Source organism: Klebsiella sp. Q11, assembly GCF_964241505.1.
Classification (GTDB): Bacteria; Pseudomonadota; Gammaproteobacteria; order Enterobacterales; family Enterobacteriaceae; genus Klebsiella; species Klebsiella michiganensis.
On the sequence record NZ_CAXSXW010000001.1, the window covers coordinates 299,927 to 326,841 of the forward strand.

At 58.0% G+C, this 26,915-nt stretch carries 26 protein-coding genes; 8 read left to right on the plus strand and 18 right to left on the minus strand.

Features of this window, described 5'->3' with window-relative positions; all coding sequences use genetic code 11:
• The first annotated feature begins 2 nt into the window (after positions 1-2).
• The 4 genes from xseB to ACESQ2_RS01365 are packed head-to-tail and all read left to right on the plus strand — an operon-like array spanning position 3 to position 4,061.
• Positions 3-245, plus strand: a complete 243-nt coding sequence (gene xseB, locus ACESQ2_RS01350) for an exodeoxyribonuclease VII small subunit (protein ID WP_004099468.1) — start codon at positions 3-5, stop codon at positions 243-245.
• A complete protein-coding gene (gene ispA / locus ACESQ2_RS01355) occupies positions 246-1,145 on the plus strand; it encodes a (2E,6E)-farnesyl diphosphate synthase (protein WP_004848218.1) in 900 nt (299 codons plus the stop codon).
• 18 nt (positions 1,146-1,163) lie between these two features.
• A complete protein-coding gene (gene dxs, locus ACESQ2_RS01360; RefSeq protein WP_004129698.1) occupies positions 1,164-3,026 on the plus strand; it encodes a 1-deoxy-D-xylulose-5-phosphate synthase in 1,863 nt (620 codons plus the stop codon).
• 60 nt (positions 3,027-3,086) lie between these two features.
• Complete coding sequence (locus tag ACESQ2_RS01365; protein ID WP_014228165.1) at positions 3,087-4,061, plus strand: aldo/keto reductase; 975 nt, start codon at positions 3,087-3,089, stop codon at positions 4,059-4,061.
• Positions 4,062-4,249: 188 nt separating this feature from the next.
• Here the strand turns inward: ACESQ2_RS01365 and pgpA are convergent, their stop codons facing one another.
• The 6 genes from pgpA to nrdR form a co-directional block, all read right to left on the minus strand.
• A complete protein-coding gene (gene pgpA / locus ACESQ2_RS01370) occupies positions 4,250-4,756 on the minus strand; it encodes a phosphatidylglycerophosphatase A (protein ID WP_004133926.1) in 507 nt (168 codons plus the stop codon).
• Complete coding sequence (thiL, locus tag ACESQ2_RS01375; RefSeq protein ID WP_046877003.1) at positions 4,746-5,720, minus strand: thiamine-phosphate kinase; 975 nt, start codon at positions 5,718-5,720, stop codon at positions 4,746-4,748. The genes pgpA and thiL overlap by 11 nt, the downstream gene beginning before the upstream one ends.
• Before the next feature lie 75 nt (positions 5,721-5,795).
• A complete protein-coding gene (gene nusB / locus ACESQ2_RS01380) occupies positions 5,796-6,215 on the minus strand; it encodes a transcription antitermination factor NusB (RefSeq protein WP_004099457.1) in 420 nt (139 codons plus the stop codon).
• Between the two features lie 19 nt (positions 6,216-6,234).
• Positions 6,235-6,705, minus strand: coding sequence for a 6,7-dimethyl-8-ribityllumazine synthase (gene ribE / locus ACESQ2_RS01385; protein WP_004129690.1), 471 nt, complete (start codon positions 6,703-6,705; stop codon positions 6,235-6,237).
• A gap of 93 nt (positions 6,706-6,798) precedes the next feature.
• A complete protein-coding gene (gene ribD, locus ACESQ2_RS01390; RefSeq protein WP_373170107.1) occupies positions 6,799-7,902 on the minus strand; it encodes a bifunctional diaminohydroxyphosphoribosylaminopyrimidine deaminase/5-amino-6-(5-phosphoribosylamino)uracil reductase RibD in 1,104 nt (367 codons plus the stop codon).
• Between the two features lie 4 nt (positions 7,903-7,906).
• Positions 7,907-8,356 carry a transcriptional regulator NrdR gene (nrdR, locus tag ACESQ2_RS01395; protein WP_014228162.1) on the minus strand — a complete coding sequence of 150 codons (450 nt, stop codon included), beginning with the start codon at positions 8,354-8,356 and terminating at the stop codon, positions 7,907-7,909.
• Positions 8,357-8,503: 147 nt separating this feature from the next.
• Here nrdR and ACESQ2_RS01400 point away from each other — a divergent pair, with 147 nt between their 5' ends.
• Together ACESQ2_RS01400 and ACESQ2_RS01405 are read left to right on the plus strand one after the other, a co-directional pair.
• Positions 8,504-9,046, plus strand: a complete 543-nt coding sequence (locus ACESQ2_RS01400; protein ID WP_004848204.1) for a DUF3251 domain-containing protein — start codon at positions 8,504-8,506, stop codon at positions 9,044-9,046.
• Between the two features lie 296 nt (positions 9,047-9,342).
• The gene (locus ACESQ2_RS01405; protein WP_004848202.1) at positions 9,343-10,227 is read left to right on the plus strand and encodes a nucleoside-specific channel-forming protein Tsx; all 885 of its coding nucleotides are present in this window, start codon (positions 9,343-9,345) and stop codon (positions 10,225-10,227) included.
• A gap of 43 nt (positions 10,228-10,270) precedes the next feature.
• On the opposite strand, the gene ACESQ2_RS01410 is transcribed toward ACESQ2_RS01405, so the two are convergent.
• The 8 genes from ACESQ2_RS01410 to queA form a co-directional block, all read right to left on the minus strand.
• Complete coding sequence (locus ACESQ2_RS01410; protein WP_014228161.1) at positions 10,271-10,960, minus strand: YafY family protein; 690 nt, start codon at positions 10,958-10,960, stop codon at positions 10,271-10,273.
• A 14-nt stretch (positions 10,961-10,974) separates the two neighbouring features.
• Positions 10,975-11,340: a VOC family protein gene (locus ACESQ2_RS01415; protein ID WP_014228160.1), complete on the minus strand. Its 366-nt coding sequence runs from the start codon at positions 11,338-11,340 to the stop codon at positions 10,975-10,977.
• A gap of 64 nt (positions 11,341-11,404) precedes the next feature.
• Complete coding sequence (locus tag ACESQ2_RS01420) at positions 11,405-12,796, minus strand: Xaa-Pro peptidase family protein (protein ID WP_048261401.1); 1,392 nt, start codon at positions 12,794-12,796, stop codon at positions 11,405-11,407.
• Positions 12,797-12,912: 116 nt separating this feature from the next.
• Complete coding sequence (gene secF, locus ACESQ2_RS01425) at positions 12,913-13,884, minus strand: protein translocase subunit SecF (protein ID WP_004848195.1); 972 nt, start codon at positions 13,882-13,884, stop codon at positions 12,913-12,915.
• 10 nt (positions 13,885-13,894) lie between these two features.
• Positions 13,895-15,742, minus strand: coding sequence for a protein translocase subunit SecD (secD, locus tag ACESQ2_RS01430; RefSeq protein WP_071957337.1), 1,848 nt, complete (start codon positions 15,740-15,742; stop codon positions 13,895-13,897).
• Between the two features lie 27 nt (positions 15,743-15,769).
• Positions 15,770-16,102: a preprotein translocase subunit YajC gene (gene yajC, locus ACESQ2_RS01435; protein WP_004099423.1), complete on the minus strand. Its 333-nt coding sequence runs from the start codon at positions 16,100-16,102 to the stop codon at positions 15,770-15,772.
• Positions 16,103-16,124: 22 nt separating this feature from the next.
• Complete coding sequence (gene tgt, locus ACESQ2_RS01440; RefSeq protein ID WP_004129667.1) at positions 16,125-17,252, minus strand: tRNA guanosine(34) transglycosylase Tgt; 1,128 nt, start codon at positions 17,250-17,252, stop codon at positions 16,125-16,127.
• Between the two features lie 109 nt (positions 17,253-17,361).
• Complete coding sequence (queA, locus tag ACESQ2_RS01445; protein WP_032694142.1) at positions 17,362-18,426, minus strand: tRNA preQ1(34) S-adenosylmethionine ribosyltransferase-isomerase QueA; 1,065 nt, start codon at positions 18,424-18,426, stop codon at positions 17,362-17,364.
• Between the two features lie 91 nt (positions 18,427-18,517).
• Here queA and acpH point away from each other — a divergent pair, with 91 nt between their 5' ends.
• On the plus strand, positions 18,518-19,099 hold the full coding sequence (gene acpH / locus ACESQ2_RS01450) for an ACP phosphodiesterase (protein ID WP_046877005.1): 582 nt from the start codon (positions 18,518-18,520) through the stop codon (positions 19,097-19,099).
• 170 nt (positions 19,100-19,269) lie between these two features.
• Positions 19,270-19,872, plus strand: a complete 603-nt coding sequence (locus ACESQ2_RS01455; protein WP_004099418.1) for a peroxiredoxin — start codon at positions 19,270-19,272, stop codon at positions 19,870-19,872.
• Positions 19,873-19,919: 47 nt separating this feature from the next.
• Here ACESQ2_RS01455 and ACESQ2_RS01460 read toward each other — a convergent pair whose 3' ends face one another.
• From ACESQ2_RS01460 to ACESQ2_RS01475, 4 genes are all read right to left on the minus strand, one after another.
• Positions 19,920-21,314 (minus strand): DUF3999 domain-containing protein, encoded by a 1,395-nt coding sequence (locus tag ACESQ2_RS01460; protein ID WP_373170108.1) that lies wholly within the window; start codon positions 21,312-21,314, stop codon positions 19,920-19,922.
• A complete protein-coding gene (locus ACESQ2_RS01465) occupies positions 21,311-23,968 on the minus strand; it encodes a DUF2339 domain-containing protein (protein ID WP_049069675.1) in 2,658 nt (885 codons plus the stop codon). Before ACESQ2_RS01465 ends, ACESQ2_RS01460 begins: the two co-directional genes overlap by 4 nt.
• A 136-nt stretch (positions 23,969-24,104) precedes the next feature.
• Positions 24,105-25,973 (minus strand): amidohydrolase, encoded by a 1,869-nt coding sequence (locus ACESQ2_RS01470; RefSeq protein ID WP_014228153.1) that lies wholly within the window; start codon positions 25,971-25,973, stop codon positions 24,105-24,107.
• 24 nt (positions 25,974-25,997) lie between these two features.
• On the minus strand, positions 25,998-26,543 hold the full coding sequence (locus ACESQ2_RS01475; RefSeq protein WP_004129650.1) for an antibiotic biosynthesis monooxygenase: 546 nt from the start codon (positions 26,541-26,543) through the stop codon (positions 25,998-26,000).
• Positions 26,544-26,915 lie beyond the last annotated feature (372 nt).

The following is a 26,915-nucleotide window of genomic DNA, read 5'->3' on the forward strand; positions in this document are numbered from 1 at the left end:
CTATGCCAAAGAAAAATGAGGCCCCGGCCAGCTTTGAAACCGCCCTGGGCGAGCTGGAGCAAATTGTTAATCGTCTGGAAAGCGGCTCGCTGCCGTTAGAAGAAGCGCTCGGCGAATTCGAGCGCGGGATCCAGCTGGCGCGCCAGGGGCAGGCAAAGCTGCAGCAGGCCGAACAGCGCGTACAAATTCTGCTGGCGGATAGCGAAGACGCGCCGCTTACCCCTTTTACGCCGGACGCTGAATAAATGGACTTCCCGCAACAGCTACAGGCGTGCGTCGAGCAGGCTAACGAAGCGCTGCGCCGTTTTATCGCTCCGCAGCCCTTTCAGAACACTCCGCTGGTCGAAGCCATGCAGTATGGCGCACTATTAGGCGGCAAACGCCTGCGCCCGTTCCTGGTTTACGCGACCGGCGATATGTTTGGCGTTAGCCGCGCTACGCTGGATGCCCCTGCCGCCGCCGTCGAATGCATCCATGCCTATTCGCTGATGCACGATGATCTCCCGGCGATGGACGATGACGATTTACGCCGCGGCCAGCCGACCTGCCATATAAAATTCGGCGAAGCGAACGCAATTCTTGCCGGAGACGCCCTACAAACGCTGGCGTTTTCTATACTGAGTGATGCGCCGATGCCGGAAGTGCCGGATCGCGATCGCCTGGCGATGATTTCTGAGCTGGCCCAGGCCAGCGGCATCGCCGGTATGTGCGGCGGTCAGGCGCTGGATCTGGAAGCGGAAGGCCATCAGGTTGATCTGACGTCGCTGGAGCGAATTCACCGCCATAAGACCGGCGCGTTGATTCGCGCCGCGGTACGAATGGGCGCGCTGAGCGCAGGTGAAGCCGGACGCAGGGCGCTACCCGCTCTCGATCGATACGCCGAGAACATCGGTCTCGCCTTCCAGGTCCAGGATGACATTCTCGACGTGGTAGGGGATACTGCCACACTTGGCAAACGTCAGGGAGCCGACCAGCAGCTGGGCAAAAGTACCTACCCCGCCCTTTTGGGACTCGAGCAAGCCCGGAAAAAGGCCTTTGACCTGATTACCGACGCCCGCCGGTCGTTAACTGAGCTGGCCGCGCAATCTCTGGATACCACGGCACTGGAAGCGCTCGCGAATTACATAATTCAGCGTGATAAATAAACAATAAATGAGTCTCTGATGAGTTTTGATATTGCCAAATACCCGACCCTGGCGCTGGTGGATTCCACCCAGGAGTTGCGTTTGTTGCCGAAAGATAGCCTGCCGAAACTGTGCGACGAACTGCGGCGTTATCTGCTGGACAGCGTCAGCCGCTCCAGCGGACACTTTGCCTCCGGGCTCGGTACGGTAGAACTAACCGTGGCGCTGCACTACGTCTACAACACGCCTTTCGATCGCCTGATCTGGGACGTCGGCCACCAGGCTTACCCGCATAAAATTCTGACCGGACGCCGCGATCGGATCGGCACCATCCGCCAGAAAGGCGGGCTGCACCCCTTCCCGTGGCGCGGAGAAAGCGAGTATGACGTCCTGAGCGTCGGCCACTCGTCGACCTCCATCTCTGCCGGAATCGGCATAGCTATCGCCGCAGCCAAAGAGGATAAGCAGCGCCGCGCGGTTTGCGTAATCGGCGACGGGGCGATAACCGCCGGGATGGCGTTTGAAGCGATGAACCACGCTGGCGATATCAAACCCGATCTGCTGGTGGTGCTCAACGACAACGAAATGTCGATCTCCGAGAACGTCGGCGCGCTAAACAATCATCTGGCGCAGCTGCTCTCCGGCAAACTCTACTCCACGCTGCGCGAAGGCGGCAAAAAGGTCTTCTCTGGCGTGCCGCCGATTAAAGAGCTGCTCAAACGCACCGAGGAACATATCAAAGGGATGGTGGTTCCAGGGACCCTGTTTGAAGAGCTGGGCTTTAACTACATTGGGCCGGTGGACGGTCATGATGTTATCGGTCTGGTAAATACGCTGAAGAATATGCGCGACCTGAAAGGTCCGCAGTTCCTGCATATCATGACCAAAAAAGGCCGCGGCTATGAGCCCGCCGAAAAAGACCCGATCACCTTCCACGCGGTGCCAAAATTCGATCACACCAGCGGCGTGCTGCCGAAAAGCAGCGGCGGCCTGCCCTCTTACTCGAAAATCTTTGGCGACTGGTTGTGCGAAACCGCCGCGAAAGATGACAAGCTGATGGCCGTCACGCCAGCTATGCGCGAAGGTTCAGGGATGGTCGAGTTCTCGAAAAAATACCCCGACCAGTATTTCGACGTGGCCATTGCCGAGCAGCACGCGGTGACCTTTGCCGCCGGACTGGCGATCGGCGGCTATAAGCCGGTGGTGGCGATCTACTCCACCTTCCTGCAGCGCGCCTACGATCAGGTGATTCACGATGTCGCCATCCAGAAGCTGCCGGTGCTGTTCGCTATCGACCGTGCGGGTATCGTCGGCGCCGATGGGCAAACCCATCAGGGCGCGTTTGATATCTCCTTCCTGCGCTGCATTCCTGACATGGTCATCATGACCCCCAGCGATGAGAACGAATGCCGCCAGATGCTATATACCGGTTATCACTACAACGACGGCCCGAGCGCGGTGCGCTATCCGCGCGGCTCCGGTACCGGCGCGGCCTTTGAACCGCTAGCCTCGCTGCCTATCGGCAAAGGCGTAGTGAAACGCGAAGGTGAAAAAATCGCGATTCTGAACTTCGGCACGCTGCTGCCGCAGGCGGCAAAAGTCGCGGAAAAGCTTAACGCCACCCTGGTGGATATGCGCTTTGCCAAACCGCTGGATGAAGCGCTGGTGCTACAGCTGGCCGCAGAACACGAAGTGCTGGTCACCCTGGAAGAGAATGCCATTATGGGCGGTGCGGGCAGCGGCGTGAATGAGCTGCTGATGTCCCGCCGCCGCGCGGTTCCTGTGCTCAATCTCGGCCTGCCTGATTTCTTTATCCCGCAGGGAACCCAGGAAGAAGCGCACGCCGACCTCGGCCTGGACGCCGCCGGAATAGAAGCCAAAATCCACGCCTGGCTGGCATAATTGCCGCCACCGCTCCTGCTATGCTTAAAGGATACCCTTTACCCGTAGCAGGAGCGCACTATGCACTATATCCCTCTTGGCGATACCGATCTCCGCGTTTCCCGACTCTGCCTCGGCTGTATGACCTTTGGCGAACCGGACCGCGGTAACCATGCATGGACCTTACCGGAAGAGAGCAGCCGCCCGCTGATAAAATACGCCCTCGAGGGCGGCATTAACTTCTTCGACACCTCGAATAACTACTCTGACGGCAGCAGCGAAGAGATCCTCGGGCGCGCGCTGCGTGAGTATGCCCGTCGCGATTCCGTGATCGTCGCCACCAAGGTTTACCATCAGGTGGGCGATCTGCCGCAGGGACTGTCGCGCGCGCAGATCCTGCGCTCCATTGACGACAGCCTGCGCCGCCTCGGCATGGAGTATGTCGATCTGCTGCAAATTCATCGCTGGGATTACACCACGCCCATTGAAGAAACTCTCGAAGCGCTAAACGACGTCGTCAAGGCGGGTAAAGCCCGCTATATCGGCGCATCGTCAATGCATGCCCGCCAGTTTGCCCAGGCGTTAGCGCTACAGCGGCAGAATAACTGGGCCCGCTTCGTCACCATGCAGGATCACTACAATCTGATTTATCGTGAAGAAGAAAACGAAATGCTGCCGCTGTGCAGCCGTGAAGGCGTCGCGGTGATGCCGTGGAGTCCGCTGGCGCGCGGTCGCCTGACCCGTCCGTGGGGGGAAACCACCGCCCGTCTGGTATCCGATGAAGTCGGTAAGGCGCTCTACAATGCCACTGATGAGAATGATGAACTGATCGCGACAAACCTGGCCGAAGTCGCGGAAGAGCTTGACGCCAACCGCGCGCAGGTGGCGCTGGCCTGGCTATTGAGCAAGCCGGGCGTGGCCGCGCCGATTATCGGCGCCTCAAGGCAGGAGCAGCTGGATGAGCTGCTGCATGCGGTCGATTTAACGCTGACGCCGGATCAGATTGAAAAGCTGGAGACGCCGTATAAACCGCACCCGATTGTGGGGTTCAAGTAACGCGCGGTTCCCTGCCGATTCCCGGCTCGCGCTGCGCTTAGCCGGGCTACAGGTTCACCAGCATCTGCGGGCGACTGACTCACCAACGCCTGCGGGCCGGTAGCCCGGACAGGTGCGCAGCACCGCCTCCGGGAAAAGCCTGCCTGATCCATTTCCCAGAGGCGCCAGGCCAGCCGCCCGGACAGTGTTTAAAAAAGACCAATCGGCCAGTGGTGGCCAATCACGTACAGCACCCCGGCGGAAATCACCCCGGCGACAATATCGTCCACCATGATCCCCATCCCGCCGTGGATATTGCGGTCGAACCAGCGGATGGGCCACGGCTTCCACATATCAAAGAGGCGGAAAATCACAAATCCAGCGGCGACCCACTGCCAGTCCATCGTCGGTAGAGCCATCAGGGTGATCCACATCCCGACAAACTCATCCCAGACAATGCTGCCATGATCGTGGGTACCCATATCTTTCGCCGTACGGTGGCAAATATAGACGCCAATGCAGATGCTCATCATCACCGCCAGCGAATAGAGCTGCCAGGGGAGTAAGGTCAGCAAATACCAGAAGGGGATCGACGCCAGCGATCCCATGGTGCCGGGAACCACGGGGCTAAGGCCGCTGCCAAATCCCGTTGCCAGCAGATGCCAGGGGTTGCTCATCTTCAGGCGGCTTTTCGCCACATCTCTACTACGCGCCAAAATGATCGTATCCCTTAAAATCGAACGTGACGGGCTTACCTTCGCGTATGAACTGCAGACCTTCCGATTCCGGCAGGATCTGCCCAATGCAGGTAAAACGCGCGCCGAGGTTGGCAAGGGCCACGTCCAGCGCCCCGCGATTGAGTTCAGGTACGGTAAAGCACAGCTCGTAATCTTCACCGCCGGAGAGCGCCCAGCGCAGCGCCTGCTCAGGCTCAACCTGGCGCAGCAGCGCATCCGAGAACGGCATCGCATCAAGATCGACGCGCGCGCCGCAGCCGCTGGCCTTGAGAATATGCCCCAGGTCAGAAATCAGGCCGTCGGAGAGATCGATGGCGGCGTTCGCCAAATCGCGCAGCGCCTGCCCCTGCAGAACCCGCGGCAGCGGACGCAGATGGCGCGCCAGGAGATAATCCGCGTCGGCGTCATCTTCAACCTGCAGCCGATCCTGCAAAATCGCCAGACCCGCGGCGCTGTCTCCCGGCGTGCCGGTGACGTAAATCCAGTCGCCATGCTTTGCCCCGGAGCGCTTCAAAGCGCGTCCCGTCGGCACATAGCCGTGAATACCCAGCGTCATCGACAGCGGTCCGCGCGTGGTATCGCCGCCAATGAGCTGCATATCGTAATAATTAAGCTGCACGAACAGGCTGTCGCTAAAGGCCTCAAGCCAGGCTTCGTCCGCTTCCGGCAGGGTCAGGGCCAGGGTTAGCCACGCCGGTTCAGCGCCCATTGCCGCCAGGTCGCTCAGGTTAACCGCCAGCGCTTTATAGGCGAGGTCGGCAGGGTCGATATCGGGCAAAAAATGGTTTCCCGCCACCAGGGTGTCGGTGCTGATTGCCAGCGTTTTTTTCTCGGGGATGTTCAGGAGCGCGCAGTCGTCGCCAATGCCGGTTTCAACATCAAGACGTGCGCTTTTTACGCGATCAAAATAACGGGCAATCAGGGAAAATTCGCCGCATGCCATACGTTATGCCTCAGAAAAAGAAAAGAATAAGGCCGGTTTGCAGAAGTGAGACTCTGCAAAAACCGGCCCTGGAATTTACTTTTTGTTGGGACGAATTACCGGGGCAGCTTTGTCCAGCACGCCGTTGACAAACTTATGGCTATCTTCAGCGCCAAAGGTTTTCGCCAGTTCGATGGCTTCGTTAATCGCAACTTTGTACGGTACATCGCTACGCTTTGACAGCTCAAACAGTGCGATACGCAGCACCGCTTTTTCCACCTGACCCAGCTCGTCCAGCAGACGAGAAAGATACGGCTTCATCAGGCCGTCGAGATACGCGCTGTTAGTCGCCACTCCGGACAGCAGTTCGCGGAAATACAGAACGTCTACATCTTTCACATCCTGTTCCGCCAGGAACTGGTATTCGACATCAGCGATGTCGTTTTTGGACAACTGCCAGGAGTAAAGCGCCTGGACAGCACACTCACGGGCGCGGCGACGAGCAGCAGGTTTCACGGAATTCCCCTTACAAAAATCAGGCCTTGATGGCTTTCAATACGTTAATCATTTCCAGCGCGGTCAACGCGGCTTCAGCGCCTTTGTTACCGGCTTTGGTGCCAGCGCGTTCGATGGCTTGTTCAATACTTTCTGTGGTCAGAACACCGAAGGCTACCGGGATTCCGCTGTCCTGAGCGACGTGCGCCAGGCCATTGCTTGCACCGCCAGCCACATATTCAAAGTGCGCGGTGCCGCCACGGATAACGGTACCCAGCGCGATCACTGCGTCATACTTACCGGTTTTCGCCAGTGCGTCAGCCGCCAGCGGCAGCTCATACGCGCCTGGAACCCAAACCACGGTAATGTTTTCATCTTTGACCTGGCCAATACGCTTCAGGGCGTCAATCGCGCCATCCAGCAGGCTGTCGTTGATAAAGTTGTTGAAACGCGCGATGGTGATGGCGACGCGAGCGTCCGGGGTAGCAACGTTAGCTTCAATAATGTTCATACTCTTCCTTCGGGTTCAGTTCATTTGGCCCCGCAAGGGGGGCGGATTCTATCATAATAATCGGCGCACTGCTTTCCCTTTTGTCCGGGGAAATCAAGCGTTCACTAAATGCAGGCAAATATCCGGGCCTACATGACGTATCTCATTGAATTTGAAATGGGGTGCTTGCTCAAGTTTCTCAAGCCCCGGCAGTACACATAATCCGCGCGCATCGCTGCCTAACAGTTTAGGCGCAATATAGACGATAAGCTCGTCCACCAGCCCGGCCTCCAGCAGCGCGCCGGCAAGGGTGGGGCCTGCTTCCACCCAGATCGAGTTAATTTGCTGTTTGCCCAGCAGCATCATCAGGACCACCAGATCCAGGCGACCGTTATGCTCCGGCACCAGCAGCGTGCGTACGTTCTCCGGCCACTGGCGTTCATCTGCACGGGTACGGGCAAACAGCGTTTCACCCGCCTGCTCCACGATACGATGCTGCGGCGTGACGCGATTCTGACTATCGATAACGATGCGCAAAGGCTGGCGCAGGTTTTCCTGCGGGTACAGCGCCTGGGTGTCGGCGTTGAGCTCGTCCCAGCGTACGGTTAGCGCCGGGTCATCCGCCAGCACCGTCGCGCTGCTGGTCAGGATGGCGTGGCTTTGCGCGCGCAGGCGCTGCACATCGCGCCGCGCCTGCGGTGAGGTGATCCACTGGCTCTCTCCGCTGGCCATCGCCGTGCGCCCATCCAGCGATGCGCCCATTTTTAACTGAATCCAGGGAAAACCGGTGCGCATCCGCTTAAGAAAACCTTTATTCAGCGCCTCGGCTTCGTTCATCATCAGCCCGTGACTGACGTCAATCCCTTCCTGCTGCAAACGGTACAAACCGCGACCCGCGACCTGCGGGTTCGGATCCTGCATCGCCGCAACCACGCGGGTCACCCCTGCGGCAATCAGCGCCTCGCAGCACGGCGGCGTTCGCCCGTGATGGCTACAGGGCTCCAGCGTGACGTACGCCGTCGCGCCTTTCGCTTTTTCGCCCGCCATGCGCAGCGCGTGCACTTCCGCGTGCGGTTCACCGGCGCGATAGTGAAAACCTTCGCCGACGATCTGGCCATCTTTAACGATCACGCAGCCGACATTCGGGTTTGGGTGCGTGGTGAAGCGTCCGCGCGCGGCCAGCTTCAGCGCTCGCGCCATGTATATTTCATCCTGCATGGGCTCAGTCCTGTAAGCGGGCGATCTCTTCGCCAAACTCTTTGATATCTTCGAAGCTGCGATAGACGGAAGCAAAGCGGATGTAGGCGACTTTATCGAGCTTCTTCAGCTGCTCCATCACCAGGTTGCCGATCATTTTGCTCGGCACTTCCCGCTCGCCGGTCCCGCGCAGGTGGGTTTTTATATGGTTAACCGCCATTTCGACATCGTCTGAGCTGACCGGGCGCTTCTCCAGCGCTTTCAGCATACCGCTGCGCAGTTTGTCCTCATTAAAAGGCTCGCGCACGTCGTTGCTTTTTACGACTCGCGGCATCACCAGTTCCGCCACTTCAAACGTCGTAAAACGTTCATTACAGACCAGACACTGACGACGACGACGCACGGAAGAGCCCTCGCCCACCAGACGAGAGTCGATAACTTTGGTATCTACGGCGAAACAGAAAGGGCAATGCATGGCGCGTCCTGACATGTAGTTAAACTAACGGGTAGTTTACCGCGAAGTGACCCGACAACAAAGAAAGAGCTTTTGAGACAAAGGATCTATAGTGCGATTATCCGATCGGTCTACCATTAAGCATCCTCTGTTAACGGAATCCCAACTATGACAAGACGTTATTTAAAGCTGGCCATCGTGGGTAGCATTTTCACCCTCAGCGCCTGCGCGCAGCAAAGCGAAATCCGCCAGATGAACCAGAGCGTGAGCACGCTGAGCAAAGAGATGACCCAGCTCAACCAGCAAACGGTCAAAATTACCCAACAAAACGTGCTGAATGCGAAATCGAGCAGCGGCGTATACCTGCTGCCGGAGGCGAAAACGCCGGCCCGTCTCAAAAGTCAGATTGGTACGCTGCGCATGTCGCTGCTCAATATCGCGCCGGATGGCGACGGTACCCGCCTGACCCTGCGTATCCAGGGTGAATCAAACGATCCGCTGCCGGCCTTTAGCGCGACGGTCGCCTCCGGGCAGATCAGCGGTACCACCGATAGCTATCAGGAAGTTAACGTACAAAATCAGCTGATTAGCGCGCCGGCAAGCGTTCTGGCGCCGAGCGACGTCGATATTCCGCTACGCCTGAATGGCGTAACGCCCGAGCAGGTTGGCTTTGTCCGCATCCACGATATCCAGCCCGCAAACACGCCGTAACCCCGTCAGCCGGATGCCCTGAACATCCGGCTCCCCTCCTCTCATGCTAATCCACTTACAGATTTTCCATTCAGTTCACTAAAAATTGCCAGAATTTATGAATTTCGGTGGCATTCCCGCAAGAAATGCATAAAATCGTGAACGCAATCGATTACGCATATGTTCGTTATGTGAAACAACACATATTTTTGTGAGCAATGATTCCTATAATAGACGCCACAGAAATACGAAATATTTAGAAACGCTTCGGCGCTTCTTTTAACGCCTTCAGGCTTAATTTAAACAGTGGCATCATTATGAAAAAAACATTACTGGCAGCCGGCGCAGCTCTGGCGCTCTCCGCATCTTTCTCTGCCAGCGCGGCAGAAAACGACAAACCGCAATACCTGTCTGATTGGTGGCACCAGAGTGTAAACGTGGTGGGTAGCTACCACACTCGTTTTGGGCCGCAGATCCGTAACGATACTTATCTGGAATATGAAGCGTTCGCCAAGAAAGACTGGTTTGATTTCTATGGCTATATGGATGCGCCGGTATTCTTCGGTGGTAACACCAACGCGAAAGGTATCTGGAACCACGGTTCCCCGCTGTTTATGGAAATTGAGCCGCGCTTCTCCATCGACAAACTGACCGGTACCGACCTCAGCTTCGGCCCGTTCAAAGAGTGGTATTTCGCTAACAACTATATCTACGACATGGGCCGCAACAAGTCCGGTCGTCAGAGCACCTGGTATATGGGTCTGGGTACCGATATCGATACCGGCCTGCCGATGAGCCTCTCGCTCAACGTCTATGCGAAATATCAGTGGCAAAACTATGGCGCATCAAACGAGAATGAGTGGGACGGCTACCGCTTCAAAGTGAAATACTTCGTGCCGCTGACCGACCTGTGGGGCGGTTCACTGAGCTATATCGGCTTCACCAACTTTGACTGGGGCTCCGATCTGGGCGATGACAACGCTTATGATTTGAACGGTAAGCATTCACGCACCAGCAACTCCATCGCGTCCAGCCATATCCTGGCGCTGAACTACGATCACTGGCACTACTCCGTCGTGGCGCGTTACTTCCACAACGGCGGCCAGTGGGCGGATGACGCGAAGCTGAACTTCGGCGACGGCGACTTTAACGTCCGCTCTACCGGCTGGGGTGGTTACTTCGTGGTCGGCTACAACTTCTAATCGGCTCGATGATCCCCGGCAACTACGCCGGGGATCATAAAAGCTAACGCTCTTCGCATCTCACCTTACGCAAGAAATCACTCAATGAGCGATCGGCTCGTTCGCTGAAATGACGCCCGGTGGCGGAAATCTCCAGACAGCGGTCAAGGCGAAAACAGCGATAATCTTCCCGCAGTTCGCACCAGGTCACCAGCAGCCAGCGCTCGCCCCAGAAAAAAAGCCCCAGCGGCAGTACGTCACGCTGCGACACGTTTCCCGCTTCATCGCGATAACGCAGCCCCAGCGCCTGCTGGGCGGAGACAGCCCGATGCACTATATCAAACTGATCTTTACTATAGCCCTGCGCACCAAAGTCCGGTGCGAACACGCGCGACTGCTCCGCCTTACGGCGGCTCTCGGCAGGCAAAATAGCCAGCACTTTTTCCTGCGCCGACTCCAGCGCCTGGGACAGCGAGGCGCCGCCCCAGGTTTGCAGCAGCCGTATAGCGGCCATCAGCGCTTCCGATTCCTGAGTTGTCAGCATCAGCGGCGGTAGGTCATAGCCTGCCAGCAGCCGGTAGCCGCTCCCGGCTTCCCCCTCAACCGGGACGCCGGAGAGCGAGAGGTCGCGAATGTCGCGGTAGATGGTGCGCTCTGACACGCCGAGCCGCTCGGCCAGCAGCCCGGCGGTGGTTAATCTCCTCCCGCGCAGGATCTGGACGATTTGAAAAAGGCGGTCGGCGCGTCGGCTCATTTCTGTTGTCTCATTTACGCGGGTTGGTGAAGGCCAATCCGATTACCCTCACTGTCAATAAACAGGGCAATCGTGCCGATATCGTCCGCCAGCTCAAGGGGGCCAAACACGCAGCTTCCGCCCGCCGAGTTGACGCGATCGAGCGTGGCCGCCAGATTGTCAGTATGCAGATAGATAATACATCCCTGATCGGAGGGCTTAACGCCATCGAACTTTGCCAGCGCGCCGCCGGGAGCCGGATCCTCATGCGGGAAAACGGCCATCTCGATGCAATCCATTTTTTCCCGACGCAGCGTCACCTGCATCACCGGCTCGTAAAACGCCACGGCACGATCCATCTCAGCAACCGGGATCTCAAACCAGTTAATTACGTTGTTCATACATCCTCCTGTCCATTGTTTGGGTTCAGGAGGAGTGTAAGACAGGCCTACTGACAGCATTGTGTCAGTATGGTGCGCACACCAGCGCGCGCTCGGGACTCAGCAGCCACGGACGCAGGTATCCCACGGTACTGGAAAATGGCAGCACCTCTTCAGGAAGCACAATGCCAAGCTGCTCGCCGATATACAAGCGCCGGGCGACGATACGCTGCCAGAGTTCGGGATAGCGCTGCGCCAGCTCCCGACGCAACGCGCTATCGGCAAGCGCCACGGTATCTTCAATGCTTGCGCCGCCGTAGCCCGGGCGGGAAGGAATGATGTCGATTTGCAGTATCATCCCGCTTTGCAGGCAGGCGGTTGAATGGGGGCCAATGGGCGAACAGAGCCACTCCTCATCCGCGACCAGATGCCCCGGATTCAGGTGCCAGTGATATTCCGCCTTCGGCAACGCCTGCTCTATCAGCGCATACATATCGCCGCCGCGCATGCCGATGCGCAGATTTTCCAGCCAGTTCACCACCGCGTTGAAATAGGGCTTCGCCACGACCTCGAGATAATCAGCCACCTCGGGCGCCAGTTCGCTCTCATCGGCCACCACGTAGGCGGCGCGGCTGCTCAGGCCGCCTTTGAAGCCGGTGGTCAGCGAGAATTTATCTCCGCGCTGAATAACCTTATCGCCCGGATAGAGATTCGCCCAGGCGAAGCGCTCGCCGGTAGCGGCAATCATCACCACGCTATTAGGCTGCCCTTCCGCCGCCAGCAGCGCGCCGATTTGCTTTTCCGTTTTACCCGGCGCAACGGCGTTAAGCGCGGTGAGAATCGCGGTGGAAGCCAGATTTGCGCCGTACTCATAGTGCGCCAGCTCGTTGGCATTATTGGTGACTCGCGCTCCGCTTGCCGGGTCGATAAAAATGCCGGTGGCGTTAGTTAATCTTGCCTGCGGGCCGGCGGCCTGGCGAATAGCGTCCACGATAAAGGCAGGCAGATCGAACATCTGCGCGCGGTCATCCGCCGCGCCGGTAAAGAGCTTCCAGCCCGCCAGGCCAATTCGGTTTTCCGCCGCAACGCCTGCCTCCTGAAGCCGCTGAGCCAGCGTTTTACCGGTTTCCATCGGCTGATTGGGCAGCGAAAACCACGGGGCGTGAATCACACGGTTTTCCAGCCGGGCATGGCCTGCCAGCTTGAGATTCTCGTTACCCAGCACCAGCACCGCCTCGCCGTCCCGATGCAGCACCAGCAGCGCCTCTTCGAAACGGGGAATAAAGCCGGTGAGATACTCAAAGTTGCCGCCGTGCTCTTTGTCGGCATAGACGATAAGCGTGTCTACGCCGGACTGACGCATATTTGCCAGCACCCTGGACTTGCGCAGCCGCAGCGTGTCGTCGTTAAGCGTAACGGAAGGCACATCGTGCCAGAGCGGGGGTTGAGGAACGGTGGAAAGCGTTACGACAGCCATCGGCATTTCTCCATGTCATTGCGTGCTGATACGGGAGAGTAACCAAAATCCGGGCGGCTGTAATAAAAAAATCCCGGCCTTGCGACCGGGATTCGTTTTATCGCTACGCGATTGCCTTACGGCAGAATTGACGGCTGATCCGCCCCTTCTTTCTCGACTTTCTGCTGCAGCATGTGCTCGCGCTTCATGCCCAGCTTCAGCGCCAGCGCGGACGCGACGTAGATAGAAGAAGCCGTACCGATGGAGACACCGATGAGCATGGTCAGCGAGAAGCCTTCCAGAATCGGACCGCCGAAGAGGTACAGCATCAGGATAACCATCAAGGTTGTCCCGGAGGTGATCAAGGTACGGTGCAGCGTTTGCGTCAACGACACGTTAAAGATTTCGTACGGCGTACCGCGGCGAATCTTGCGGAAGTTTTCACGAATACGGTCGGATACCACGATACTGTCGTTCAGCGAGTAGCCGATAACCGACATCAACGAGGCCACAATGGTCAGGTCGATCTCGATATGCAGTAGCGACAGCACGCCCATGGTGATCACCACGTCGTGCGCCAGCGCGATAACCACCCCTGCCGCCAGACGCCACTCAAAGCGGAAGCCGACGTAGATCAGGATACATACCAGCGCGGCTATCAGCGCCAGCGCGCCGGTCTGCGCAAGGTCCGCGCCAACGCTCGGCCCCACAAACTCAATACGTTTGACCGTCGCGTTCTGGCTGGTCGAGTCGTTAATCACGCTAACGACCTTGCTGCCCAGCTCCTGGCTGCCGTTGGCGTCATGCACCGGCGGCATACGCACCATGATGTCGCGGCTGCTGCCGAAGTTTTGCAGCTGCGGCTCTTCAAAGCCCGCCTTCTGCAGCGACTGACGCACCTGGTCCATATCGACAGGTTTTTCGAGGGTGATCTCAATCACCGTACCGCCGGTGAAATCCAGACCCCAGTTAAACCCGCGCACGCCAATAATAGCGATGGACAAAATCAGCAGAAAACCTGAAATGCCGAAAGCCCAGTAGTCCCAGCGCATAAAGTCCCAGACTTTACGGCCGTGGTTCAATTGTTCAACAGTATATTCCTGTGCCACAACGCACTCCTCAGATAGACAGCTTTTTAACGCGCTTGCCGCCGTACAGCAGGTTCACGATGGCACGGGTGCCGACGATAGCGGTAAACATTGAGGTCGCAATACCGATACCGGTGGTAATCGCAAACCCTTTAATGGCACCGGTACCGACCGCGTACAGGATAATGACTTTGATAAGCGTCGTAATGTTGGCATCAAAGATGGAGCTGAACGCGCCGCGATAACCTTCGTCAATCGCCTGCTGCACGGAGCGCCCGTTGCTCAGCTCTTCTTTAATACGTTCGTTAATCAGAACGTTCGCATCGACCGCCACCGCAAGGGTTAACACGATCCCCGCAATCCCCGGCATGGTCAGCGTCGCCCCCGGAATCAGGGACATAATGCCGACAATCAGCACCAGGTTAGCCACCAGCGCAGAGGTCGCAATCAGGCCGAACTTCTTGTAGAAGAAGATCATAAACAGGATGGAGACCACCAGACCGGCCAGACACGCTTCCAGGCCCTGCTTGATGTTCTGCATACCGAGGGTTGGACCGATGGTCCGTTCTTCAACAATCTGAATCGGCGCAATCAGCGCGCCTGCACGCAGCAGCAGGGAGAGCTGGCGCGCTTCGGTCGGGTTGCTGATGCCGGTAATACGGAAGCTGTTACCCAGACGAGACTGGATGTTGGCGATGTTAATCACCTCTTCCTCTTTCGCCAGAATCGCGCGCCCGTTGGCATCTTTCTTCCCGCTGTCTTTGTACTCCACAAACAGGGTCGCCATCGGTTTACCGATGTTGTCCTTGGTGAAGTTAGACATGATGTTGCCGCCAGCGCTATCCAGGGAGATGTTAACCTGCGCCTGGTTGTACTCATCCATGCTCGACGTCGAGTCGGTGATGTGGTCACCGGTGAGGATGACGCGCTTGTACAGCACAACCGGCTGGCCTTCGCGGGTATATTTCACTTCAGAGTCGCCCGGAACGCGACCGGCGGCCGCCGCGGCGCTATCAACGTTAGTGTTAACCAGACGGAATTCCAGGGTCGCGGTCGCGCCGAGGATCTCTTTCGCACGCGCGGTGTCCTGGATACCCGGCAGTTCAACCACAATACGGTCGGCGCCCTGACGCTGAACCAGAGGTTCGGCAACGCCCAGCTGGTTTACACGGTTACGCAGGATATTGATGTTCTGCTGAACGGCATATTCGCGGGCTTCTTTCAGACGGTCGTCGGTCATCACGGCTTTCAGGCCAGTGCTGCCCTGAGTGGAGATAACCAGATCGCGGTGACGAGGGCTAAGGTATGAGATAGCCTGGTCGCGCGCGGCGCTGTCGCGGAAAGCGATGCTCAGGCCGTAGTTGTCTTCTTTACGCACGGTCGCGTAAGGAATGCCTTTATCACGCAGTTCGCTGCGCAGGCTGTCGATATTTTGTTCCTGCAGTTTGCCCAGCGCGGTATCCATGTCGACTTCCATCAGGAAGTGCACGCCGCCGCGCAGATCAAGACCCAGCTTCATCGGCTCGGCATACAGGGCCGCCAGCCAGCGCGGGGTTGCCGGAGCAAGGTTAAGCGCCACGACGTATTTGTCACCCAGCACGCCCATCAGCGCTTCGCGCGCGCGCAGCTGGATATCAGTGGTGTCGAAGCGCGCAAGAATTGCGCCCTCTTCCAGTGCCACAGACTTCGCGGTAATTTTTTCTTCTTGTAGTGTTTTCTGGACCTGGATCAGCGTTTGCTCACTGGCGGCGACGCCGCGCGCGCCAGTGATTTGAACGGCCGGATCCTCACCATACAGGTTGGGAAGCGCATACACTAAGCCGACGACAATGACGACGACCAGCATGACGTACTTCCACAAAGGATAACGGTTTAACACGGCAGTTCCCTTAGGGAAAATGGGTAATTACAGCGCCTTCATGGTGCCTTTCGGCAGAACGGCAGCTACGAAGTCACGTTTGATAACCACTTCAGTGGTATCGTTCAGCGCGATAGCGATGTAGCCGCTTTCCGCGACTTTAGTGACGCGCCCAACCAGGCCACCGTTGGTCAGTACTTCATCGCCTTTGGCAATGGAGTTCATCAGGTTTTTATGTTCCTTGGTGCGTTTCTGCTGTGGGCGCAGGATCATGAAGTAAAAAATCAGACCAAACACCACCAGCATCAGGATCAGAGACATCGGGCTGCCCTGCGCCGCGCCACCGGTTGCTGCTACCGCATCAGAAATAAAAAAGCTCATTGAAATTCCCTCATTATTAAAATTAGTCAACGTTCAAAGGTGGAACGGTTCGACCCTGACGTTGGTAAAAATCGGTCACGAAGCTCTCTAATTTACCCTCTTCAATAGCCTTGCGTAAACCAGCCATTAAGCGCTGATAGTATCGCAGGTTATGAATGGTATTGAGTCGCGCGCCCAATATTTCGTTGCAACGGTCGAGATGATGCAAGTAAGCGCGTGAATAGTTGCGACAGGTGTAGCAATCACATTCTGCATCCAGCGGCGAAGTATCGCTCTTGTGCTTCGCGTTACGGATTTTCACCACGCCGTCGGTGACGAACAGGTGGCCGTTGCGCGCATTGCGCGTCGGCATGACGCAGTCGAACATATCGATCCCGCGACGCACCCCTTCAACCAGATCTTCCGGCTTACCGACGCCCATCAGGTATCGCGGCTTGTCGGCCGGGATCTGCGGGCAGACGTGCTCCAGAATACGGTGCATATCTTCCTTCGGCTCGCCGACAGCCAAACCGCCGACAGCGTAGCCATCAAAGCCAATCTCTACCAGACCTTTAACAGAGATATCACGTAAATCTTCGTAAACGCTGCCCTGAATGATGCCAAACAGCGCGTTTTTGTTGCCCAGACCGTCAAACCGGTCGCGGCTGCGCTTCGCCCAGCGCAGGGACATTTCCATTGAGCGCTTAGCGTAATCCCAGTCCGCCGGATACGGCGTACATTCGTCGAAGATCATCACGATATCGGAACCGAGATCGTACTGAATCTCCATGGATTTTTCCGGATCGAGGAAAATCGGATCGCCGTTGATCGGGTTGCGGAAGTGCACGCCCTGCTCGGTGATTTTGCGAATATCGCCGAGGCTGAAGACCTGGAAGCCGCCGGAGTCGGTGAGGATCGGTCCTTTCCACTGCATAAAATCGTGCAGATCGCCGTGCAGCTTCATGATCTCCTGACCAGGACGCAGCCACAGATGGAAGGTGTTGCCGAGGATGATTTGCGCGCCGGTCGCTTCAACTTCTTCCGGCGTCATCCCTTTCACGGTGCCATAGGTGCCAACCGGCATAAAGGCTGGCGTTTCAACGACGCCGCGCTCAAACACAAGACGGCCGCGGCGCGCGCGACCATCGGTGGTATCTAACTCAAATTTCATTATCACTCCCGCGTCAGAAAAACAGTCTGACGTTTAACGACTCGCTACGGAATGATTCCATAGCTAATAAATTCCTGAAGGCGTCAAAATAGCCAGTGCGACAGCCTTCTTATGGGCGCTCAAAAATAGCCTGCGGATTGTACGTGATAAACATCGCGTCCCCGTAGCTAAAAAAGCGATATTTTTGTTCTACCGCAGCCTTATAGGCGTTCATGGTGTGCTGATAGCCGGCAAATGCGGAAACCAGCATAATCAGCGTGGATTCAGGCAGATGGAAGTTGGTCACCAGCGCATCAATGACTTTGTACTGATAGCCCGGGTAGATGAAAATCTGCGTATCACCGAAGAAAGGCTCAATCAGGTCGTTTTTCGCTGCCTGCGCCGCGCTTTCCAGCGAACGCACCGAGGTCGTGCCCACCGCAATCACCCGGCTGCCGCGCGCTTTTGCCGCCAGCACCGCATCGACCACCTCCTGCGGCACTTCCGCATATTCAGAGTGCATAATATGCTCTTCAATGCTGTCTACGCGTACCGGCTGGAAGGTTCCTGCCCCCACGTGCAGCGTGACGAACGCCATCTCAACGCCCTTTTCGCGAAGCTTCGCCAGCATCGGCTCATCAAAGTGCAGGCCGGCGGTTGGCGCCGCGACGGCGCCCGGTTTTTCGCTGTATACGGTCTGATACAGCTCGCGGTCGGCGTCTTCGTCAGGACGATCGATGTACGGCGGCAGCGGCATATGGCCGATAGCGTTGAGAATGTCCAGCACGCTGCGCGCGTCGTCGAACTCAACTTCAAACAGCGCGTCGTGGCGCGCAACCATGGTCGCTTTAATGCTTTCATCGTCGCCGAGCAGCAGCGCCGCGCCCGGTTTCGGCGCTTTAGACGCGCGAATATGTGCCAGAATACGTTTATCATCGAGCATGCGCTCGACCAGCACCTCAATCTTGCCGCCGCTGGCTTTACGGCCAAACAGGCGGGCCGGGATCACGCGGGTATTATTAAAAACCAGTAGATCGCCAGGGTTGAGCTTGTCGAGTAAATCGGTGAAAGTACCGTGCGTCAGCGCGCCCGTCGGCCCGTCTAATGACAGCAAGCGGCAGCTGCTGCGCTCGGGCATGGGATAGTGGGCAATCAGGGATTCGGGTAATTCAAAGGAGAAATCGGCGACGCGCATGGCATATACTCATGACTTAAAAACAGGCGGCTTAGTCTAGTGCTCACACCTCTTCGCTGCAACAACTAGCCGTATCCGGATAACGAATCGCATGAATTTTCTCGCACACCTGCACCTCGCCCATCTCGCTGACAGCTCCCTTTCCGGTAATTTACTGGCCGATTTCGTTCGCGGCGACCCCGCCGGCGAGTGGCCCGCTGACGTCGTGGAGGGCATTTTTATGCACCGCCGGATCGATGTACTGACGGATAACCTGCCCGAAGTCACCGAAGCCAAAGGGTGGTTTCGCCCCGAAACGCGCCGGGTCGCGCCGATTACGCTGGATGTGATGTGGGACCATTTCTTGTCACGCCACTGGACGCAGCTGTCGCCCGAGCTGCCGCTGCCGGAGTTTGTCCGCTACGCCCACGCCCAGGTCACGTTTATTTTGCCCGATTCCCCGCCGCGTTTTGTCAATCTCAACGAATACCTGTGGTCAGAGCGCTGGCTTGAACGCTATCGGGATATGGCGTTTATTCAGCGGGTTCTGAACGGTATGGCCAGCCGCCGTCCGCGGCTGGACGCCCTGCGCGACTCCTGGCAGGATCTGGATACCCATTACGATCGTCTTGAGCAGCAGTTCTGGCGCTTCTACCCGCAGATGATGGCGCAGGCGAAAAAAGGTGAACTGTAAAAGATTGCGCTTTTTTGGCAAAAGACTATTCTGAATAGCCGTTTCAAATAACGATTGATAGACAAAACCTATCTCATCGATTGTCAGCGTCACGTTGAGTTCGCCGACGCCTCTCCCTATACTTGCCCGCGTTGCGTTCCAATTAACCTTAGTATTAACAGGAGAATCATATGGTTCTGGTTACTCGTCAGGCTCCGGACTTCACCGCGGCAGCGGTTTTAGGTAACGGCGAAATCGTTGAGAAATTCAATTTCAAACAGCATACCAGCGGTAAAGCCACCGTTCTGTTCTTCTGGCCGATGGACTTCACCTTCGTTTGCCCGTCTGAACTGATCGCGTTCGACAAGCGCTACGAAGAATTCCAGAAACGCGGCGTAGAAGTGGTTGGCGTTTCTTTTGACTCCGAGTTCGTCCACAATGCGTGGCGTAACACCCCGGTAGACCAGGGCGGCATCGGCCCGGTTAAATACGCCATGGTTGCTGACATCAAACGCGAAATCCAGAAAGCGTACGGTATTGAGCACCCGGACGAAGGCGTTGCCCTGCGTGGTTCCTTCCTGATCGACGCCAACGGCGTTGTTCGTCACCAGGTGGTTAACGACCTGCCGCTGGGCCGTAACATCGACGAAATGCTGCGTATGGTTGACGCGCTGCAGTTCCACGAAGAGCACGGCGAAGTTTGCCCGGCGCAGTGGGAAAAAGGAAAAGAAGGTATGGCCGCTTCTCCGGAAGGCGTCGCTAAATACCTGACCGAGAACGTATCCAGCCTGTAATCGGCGTACGTTCGGCAAAAGGCTCGCAGATGCGGGCCTTTTTTGTTTTATACGGAGCCGCTTTTTTTCACTTCGCGCCAGATTCGCCACGCCATCAGCGCCAGCACCAGGACGCCCACTATTAGCGCTCCCCATACCAGCAGCGTTTTCCAGCCGCTTTGCTGCTCGGTAGCCGACGTCGCCGTCAACCGCGCTTCACCGCCGAGGGTGACGCTCTCCTGCGCGACGGCCAGCGGTAGATCGCTTACATCCTGCGTTTTGCGCAGCGACGCCGGGATCAGCATGTCCATGGCGACATCCGCCTTTGGCGCCGCCCGGTTGCCCCAGGCCAGCATATAAGGCCCTTTTCCCTGGGTATTAAAAACCAGCTGGTATTTGTCTCGCGCACCGCTTATCGCAGGCAGCGACGTCGGTAATCTGGCGTTAATCGTTGTGATCCGCACCGCTTCAACCGGCTGGCCTGAAAGTTGAATATCCTGCGAACGCTTGCCGTCCAGTCGATACAGCACGGTTTTGGTCAGCGGCTGCCAGGCTTCTTTTTCGCCGCTGCGCCAGGAGAGCGCGACCGGCAGAACCCCTTCGCTGGCCATCGATATCCTGAGCGAAGTCAGCGGCTGAGGCCGGGCCCAGCGCCAAACGGCTTCCTCATCTGAAACCTTGTTCGCCTGCGCATCAAGCTCAATGCGCGTAGACTCGGGCTCTCTGCGTTCGGCCAGGGCCATCACGCTATTTAACACGACCGCCTTGCTTTGCGAATCGAGGATCACCAGCAGGTAACGATTCCCGTCCGCGGAGAGCGTCAGGTCAGCGCTAATGGTATCCATTTTCAAACGATCGCTATCGCGCGCCAGATCCATAAGGGGCGCATCCTCCTGGACAGGGCGCCAGTACTTCAAATCCCGACTGGAATAGACCGACGCTTTCCCCTGCCAGCTGCCCGCCAGCGCCGCCCAGTTCAGCCGCAGCTGAGCCAGCGCAAACGCGTCCGTTTTCTCCGCCGGCAGCGTCAGTAAGTAGCTCTGCCCGAGCGCCTTCGCATCATCGGTTTCCAGATGAATTTCGATCCCCGTTGTTGAACGCAGGACCAGCGATTCTCCGCCGCGTCGCCCCTCTTCGCGCGGCGGAACCGGCGACATCTCCAGAGGGAAAAGCCGCAGCGTCATCGCTTCAGGCGTAACGGGCTGCGCCTTCTGCACCTGCAGCGCGAACGGTACGGTCTCTCCCTGATGGTTAAATACCCGCACATCGCGCAGGTCAGGCCACGCCGTCCCCTGATAGAGCAGCGGGGAAAGCTCGACGCGATACCAGGGCGACGCGCCGGTGGTTTCCAGCATCACCCCCTGCATATAGTCCAGTGGTTTTTCTCGCGCTTCATCGCCGCTGACAGCCGCGCCCGTCACGCCCAGCAGCACGCTGCATAACACCGCTTTCATCCATTTCATTTTTCTTCTCCTGCTTTGGGCGGTAACGGGGAAAAATACCCGACGATCAGCACCAAAATAGCCACGCCGATAAACGCGACAGCGCGCGCCAGCCCGCCGCCGCGCGCGCTGTCCACCAGCATGAGTTTCACAATGACAACGCCTAACAACGCCGCGCCGCACAGCCATTCGCGGCGGGAGTGTCGCCGCGTCGCACGCAGCATGACCGCCAGCGCCGCCAGCGTCCAGACCAGAGCGAAAGTGGTCTGAATTAAGCGCGAATGCCACAGCGCCTCTATATTCCAGGCCACCTCGCCGTACCAGGCCAGGGCGCGCAGCAGCAGGCCATTCAGCCACCAGAAGCCGAGCGCCAGCAGCGCGACCGCGGGCCAGGGGCGGCATACCGATAGCTGCAGCGGAAAATAACGCCGCGAAACGCGATAAAATATCGTCAGCCCAAGCAGCGCGAAAGCGGCGCCCTCTTCCAGCGGGTTAATCAACGGCAAATAGGTCTGACCGTAGACCGTACCATCCTGCACGTTCGTCAGCGTTAGCAGGCATCCCAGCGCAACCGCCACCGGTATCATGGCCTGAGAGGCATACAGCCCAGGCCATACCCGGAATGGCCATATTTGCCGATGAACGGCTTCAGAGACAAGGAAGATCAGCCCCCCGCCTGCCGCCATCATTAATCCACTCGCCCAGGCCGACATGCCCCACGGCAAATCCCGGGTAAACCAAAACAGCTCCATCGCCAGCGCCAGCAACACCATCCAGAACAGCGACAGGTGGGCGAGCCTGTTTATGCGCGGCGGGAGCGAAGGCCCATCATGCCAGAGCAGCGCCACCGCCGCGGGCAGCGCCGCGCACCAGGCCAGATTTTGCCAGCCAGCAGCGAAAATCTGCCGTTGGGATAGCTGATAAAACAGCACTATCAGCATCATTGGCCACAACAACCATTTGCTGGCATCCAGCTCTTGCCAGACTAAACGCCCGGCGACCGTGCGCCAGCACCATACCGACGCGGCCAGCGTCGCCAGCACGCCAAATATAACCTGCGAGTCTTTACTCAACGCCAGCTGCGATGCGCCGACCAGCGCCACCACCCAGAACAGTAGCCCGCCCAAAAGCAGTCCTCCACTGGCGTGCACCTCAATGCTTCGCCACAGCCAGGCGGCGACCAGCCAGCTAAGACTGAGTACAGCGAAAATCAGCAGCAAAGAAAGCGGCGTGGCGTCATTTGCCTGCGCCCAGAGCGCGCTGCCAACCGCCAAAAAGAGTAGCGCAGTCCCACTATAGCTCATACGCCGCTGCTGCTGTTGCACGCCCAGCCAGAGGATCCCGAGCCCCTCCAGCGACCAGGCCATCGCGGTCCAGCGAGCCGAAAGCGCAAGGGGAATAGCAAGGGTGGTAAATGCGCCGCCGAGCGCCAGCGCGGCAAGCACCAGCGGCTTCCCTAAAGAGGGGTAGCGACGCAGTGCCAGCCAGGCTAAAGCCAGATAGAAGCCACCGTAGCCCAGCGCGCTGAGCGCCGGACCGTATTCCATATGCCGGATGATAGCGTACTGCATACCAAAGCCGACCAGCGGCGGTGCAAACAGCAGAACGCCGTCAATAATCTGCTTACCCTTTTCCTGCGCCCGCAGCGACAGCGCCACGCTCAACACGCCAAAAATAATCGTATTGGCGATTAAGAACAGCTGGCAGCTCAGGTAATACTCTGGCCGATAATCATTCAGCCCCCACAGGCCACCGACGCCAAAGGTAAACAGCAGGCCAAGCAGATTAAGCTCCCGCCAGTGCTGGCGGATGCTGATGGCAAGAATGCCGACTGACAGCAGAAGATAGAAGGAGAACAACGCCACATGACTGCCGCCGCCGGTAGAGAGCAGCAGCGGCGCAAGGTAACCGCCAAGACTCGCCAGCATGGCCAGGCTGAGCGCTTTTTGCACAATCGCCAGCCCTACGCTCGCCGCGCAAATCACCACCAGCAGCGCAAACGCCAGAGTCATCGGCAGCATCTGCCACAGGCGAAAGGCGCCAAAAACGGTGAGATAGAGCGCCCCCGTTGCCCCACCCTGTAAGATCAGGGCGTACATCGGTTGCTTATGCCGCAATCGCCATCCGACAGCCAGCAGGACAATGGCGAACAACGACGCCGCGACCAGACGTAACTCGAGGGGGAAAAGAGCGTGTTCCACGGTATAGCGCAGCAGAAAGGAGAGGCCAAGAAACAGCAGCAGGATCCCGAGCTTCGCCAGCGGGTTGCCCTGCATAAACCAACGAACCAATGACGATACCATCCCGCCAAACGCGGAAGGTTGTTCGGTTTCAGGAGCCGATTTCGCCATCTGCTCCGGCTTCGGCGTTGGCTTCGGCTGCGAAAGCCATGGGTCAACGGCTTCCGCCACGGGCGCCGGTGATGGCTCGTGTTCTACCAGCGCTGTTGCGTCAACAGAGGCAACGACTTCCGGAGCAGTCGGCACGACGCCACTTGCTTCCGCCACCGGTGCCTGCGCAACGCCGCGCAGCTCAAGCTCCTCAACCCGACGCTGCAAAGCCGCCAGTTCCACACGGACCGCCGCGCTGCGCCTGAGCGCGGCAATCGCCACGAGCGGCCCAACCACCAGCCCGCAGAATAAAATCACAGCGCCAAAGATCAGTAGATCATCCATGTTCTCACCTTCACTATTTGAAGAGAGAGCAGAATGACACACATTGTCTTATCAGCGCTATCCGAGAAAATGAAAAAGGCCAATGAGGGCGTTGATGCTCTCATTGGCCTACCGGTATTAATAAGCGCCCGTCACGCTAAAAAGCAAAGCAGGAGCAGCCGAGTACGCCCCAGAACGCCTGCTCATCGGCAACCGGAATCGCCGATTTGCGCGCAATATCATGCTGATGCCCATGTACGCCGCAGCTGCCGCAGCACTGGTGCATCTGAACTATCGCGCCGATATTCGCGGCCGTCGGCGGCGCGGAACGGTAATGGCCCGGAACTTTCACCACCGGCGACCACTCGGGCAGCACCGGAATGGGCGGCGGCGCCAGCGGCGAAAAGTGTCCCGCCGCGTACACCACCTTGCCGTCCACCACCGTCAGCACCGACTCGATCCCCTTGATTTCCTCTTCCGCGACGCTGAAGTAGTCTTTCGACAGCACCACCAGGTCGGCAAGCTGGCCTTGCTCAATGCGCCCTTTCTTGCCCTGCTCGCTGGAAAACCACGCGCTTCCCGCCGTCCACAGCTCCAGCGCCACGTCGCGCGGCAGGCGGTTGCTGTCGTCGTACATCGCCATCCCGCCGACGGTACGCCCTGATACCAGCCAGTAAAGCGCGGTCCACGGATTGTAGCTCGCCACGCGGGTGGCATCCGTCCCCAGACCCACCGGAACCTCCAGTTCGAGCATTTTCGCGACCGGCGGTGTATGTTTGACCGCGTCTTTACCGTAGCGGTCGACAAAATATTCGCCCTGGAAAGCCATACGGTGCTGTACGGCAATGCCGCCGCCCAGCGCTTTAACGCGTTCGATATTGCGCTCGGTGATGGTTTCCGCATGATCGAAGAACCAGTGCAGCCCGTTGAACGGAATATCGCGATTCACCTTCTCGAAGACGTCGAGCATCCGGCTGATGGATTCATCATAGGTGGCGTGCAGGCGGAACGGCCAGCGGTGTTCAACCAGATGGCGCACCACCCGCTCCAGCTCATCTTCCATCCCTTCCGGCAGATCCGGACGCGGCTGGAGGAAGTCTTCGAAATCCGCCGCCGAGAAAACCAGCATCTCCCCGGCGCCGTTGGCGCGGTAAAAATCGGTGCCCTGTCCCGGCTTGAGCATATCGGTCCAGCGCTCAAAATCTTCCAGCTCCTGCTTAGGCCGCTGGGTAAACAGGTTATAGGCGATACGTACGGTCATCTGCTCTTTGGCGTGCAACTGTTCAATAATTTCATAATCTTCCGGGTAGTTCTGGAAACCGCCCCCGGCATCAATAGCGCTGGTCAGCCCCAGACGATTAAGCTCGCGCATAAACTGCCGCGTTGAGTTGACCTGAAGTTCCAGCGGCAGCTTCGGCCCTTTGGCCAGCGTCGAGTAGAGGATCATCGCATTGGGTTTGGCGATCAGCATCCCGGTCGGGTTGCCGTTACCGTCGCGAACGATCTCGCCGCCCGCCGGATCCGGGGTCTCTTTGGTGTAGCCCACCGCCTTCAGCGCCGCGCGGTTCAGCAATGCGCGATCGTACAGATGCAGGACAAATACCGGCGTATCCGGCGCCGCATCGTTAAGCTCCTCCAGCGTCGGCATCCGCCGTTCGGCGAACTGGAACTCGCTCCAGCCGCCGACCACCCGCACCCACTGCGGCGACGGCGTGCGATCGGCCTGATCTTTTAGCATCCGCAGCGCGTCCGCCAGCGAGGGAACCCCCTCCCAGCGCAGCTCCAGATTGTAGTTCAGGCCGCCGCGGATCAGGTGCAGGTGGGAGTCGTTCAGGCCGGGGATCGCCGTATGGCCTTTGAGATCGATAATTTGCGTCCCGTCCGCGGCAAAGCTCATGATCCGATCGTGGCTACCGACGGCGAGAATTTTACCGTCAGCGATCGCCACCGCATCGGCCAGGGGATTTTGACGATCGAGAGTATGAACCCGACCGTGGGTCAGGATCAGTGTGGCAGTTTGCGACATAACGCACTCCTTCAGGAGGCTGGCTCAGTTTTTCTTTAACCAGCCAGCAAACAGACGGGTCACGATGGGCATCCAGAACCAGACCACCAGCGCGACCACACAGGCATCATTGATCAGATGCAGCAACAGGCTTCCCTTCAGCGAGGGCAACAGTATCCCGGTTATTGACGGCACCAGGTTAGTACTGGGGAAAATCACCAGCAGGGTGATTAAAAATTGCTTCCAGCGTCGCGGCTGGCGCACGTTCGCCGCGGGCGGCGTAAACCAGAAGGCCGGTTCAGTCCGGACTTCGGTACGATCGCCTTCGCTCAGCAGCGGCGCAATTTCCGCCACCAGCTGGCGGCGGGTCTCAGACTGGGTCCAGGCGTAAAGATGCTCAATGGTGTCGAAGCGAATAATCACGCTCCATAAATTCTGCCCGGGGGCCGGACGAATGACGTTTGCGCCAAGATGGCCGGGAAACTCTGCCGCAATCGGCATAATTTTGCCCAGCCACGCTTCATACCGCTGGCCATGCTCCGGGTCGAGCACATGGCTGATCACCAGGGTCACCGATTTCTGTTGCGCCATTAAGAGTTCCTTGCTTCAGGGAATGGCGGGTTGTCCGCCGCCATTCGCTATACATGACCATACACAAAATCATTCACGCTGCGTCGAGGCGGGCAAACGAAGCCAACAAAGAGGCAGCTTGAAGGATGAAGCCAATACACAAAATCATTCACGCTGCGTCGAGGCGGCAAGATTGTTCGTCCCCGGGAGCTGACATGAGTCAGTGACCGGGGCGGGCAAACGAAGCCAACAAAGAGGCAGCTTGAAGGATGATGCCAATACACAAAATCATTCATGCTGCGTCGAGGCGGCAAGGTTGTTCGTCCCCGGGAGCTGACATGAGTCAGTGACCGGGGCGGGCAAACGAAGCCAACAAAGAGGCAGCTTGAAGGA

Bases quoted from the DNA above. Each gene is read 5' to 3' on its own strand.
- yajC (WP_004099423.1), bottom strand. From the start codon at position 16,102: ATGAGCTTTTTTATTTCTGATGCGGTAGCAGCAACCGGTGGCGCGGCG.
- thiL (WP_046877003.1), bottom strand. From the start codon at position 5,720: ATGGCATGCGGCGAATTTTCCCTGATTGCCCGTTATTTTGATCGCGTA.
- ACESQ2_RS01420 (WP_048261401.1), bottom strand. From the start codon at position 12,796: ATGGCTGTCGTAACGCTTTCCACCGTTCCTCAACCCCCGCTCTGGCAC.
- ACESQ2_RS01475 (WP_004129650.1), bottom strand. From the start codon at position 26,543: ATGGCGCAACAGAAATCGGTGACCCTGGTGATCAGCCATGTGCTCGAC.
- ribD (WP_373170107.1), bottom strand. From the start codon at position 7,902: ATGCAGGATGAAATATACATGGCGCGAGCGCTGAAGCTGGCCGCGCGC.
- ACESQ2_RS01465 (WP_049069675.1), bottom strand. From the start codon at position 23,968: ATGGATGATCTACTGATCTTTGGCGCTGTGATTTTATTCTGCGGGCTG.
- ACESQ2_RS01405 (WP_004848202.1), top strand. From the start codon at position 9,343: ATGAAAAAAACATTACTGGCAGCCGGCGCAGCTCTGGCGCTCTCCGCA.
- tgt (WP_004129667.1), bottom strand. From the start codon at position 17,252: ATGAAATTTGAGTTAGATACCACCGATGGTCGCGCGCGCCGCGGCCGT.
- ACESQ2_RS01400 (WP_004848204.1), top strand. From the start codon at position 8,504: ATGACAAGACGTTATTTAAAGCTGGCCATCGTGGGTAGCATTTTCACC.
- acpH (WP_046877005.1), top strand. From the start codon at position 18,518: ATGAATTTTCTCGCACACCTGCACCTCGCCCATCTCGCTGACAGCTCC.
- nrdR (WP_014228162.1), bottom strand. From the start codon at position 8,356: ATGCATTGCCCTTTCTGTTTCGCCGTAGATACCAAAGTTATCGACTCT.
- queA (WP_032694142.1), bottom strand. From the start codon at position 18,426: ATGCGCGTCGCCGATTTCTCCTTTGAATTACCCGAATCCCTGATTGCC.
- ispA (WP_004848218.1), top strand. From the start codon at position 246: ATGGACTTCCCGCAACAGCTACAGGCGTGCGTCGAGCAGGCTAACGAA.
- ACESQ2_RS01470 (WP_014228153.1), bottom strand. From the start codon at position 25,973: ATGTCGCAAACTGCCACACTGATCCTGACCCACGGTCGGGTTCATACT.
- ACESQ2_RS01460 (WP_373170108.1), bottom strand. From the start codon at position 21,314: ATGAAATGGATGAAAGCGGTGTTATGCAGCGTGCTGCTGGGCGTGACG.
- xseB (WP_004099468.1), top strand. From the start codon at position 3: ATGCCAAAGAAAAATGAGGCCCCGGCCAGCTTTGAAACCGCCCTGGGC.
- ACESQ2_RS01415 (WP_014228160.1), bottom strand. From the start codon at position 11,340: ATGAACAACGTAATTAACTGGTTTGAGATCCCGGTTGCTGAGATGGAT.
- ACESQ2_RS01455 (WP_004099418.1), top strand. From the start codon at position 19,270: ATGGTTCTGGTTACTCGTCAGGCTCCGGACTTCACCGCGGCAGCGGTT.
- ribE (WP_004129690.1), bottom strand. From the start codon at position 6,705: ATGAACATTATTGAAGCTAACGTTGCTACCCCGGACGCTCGCGTCGCC.
- ACESQ2_RS01410 (WP_014228161.1), bottom strand. From the start codon at position 10,960: ATGAGCCGACGCGCCGACCGCCTTTTTCAAATCGTCCAGATCCTGCGC.
- ACESQ2_RS01365 (WP_014228165.1), top strand. From the start codon at position 3,087: ATGCACTATATCCCTCTTGGCGATACCGATCTCCGCGTTTCCCGACTC.
- dxs (WP_004129698.1), top strand. From the start codon at position 1,164: ATGAGTTTTGATATTGCCAAATACCCGACCCTGGCGCTGGTGGATTCC.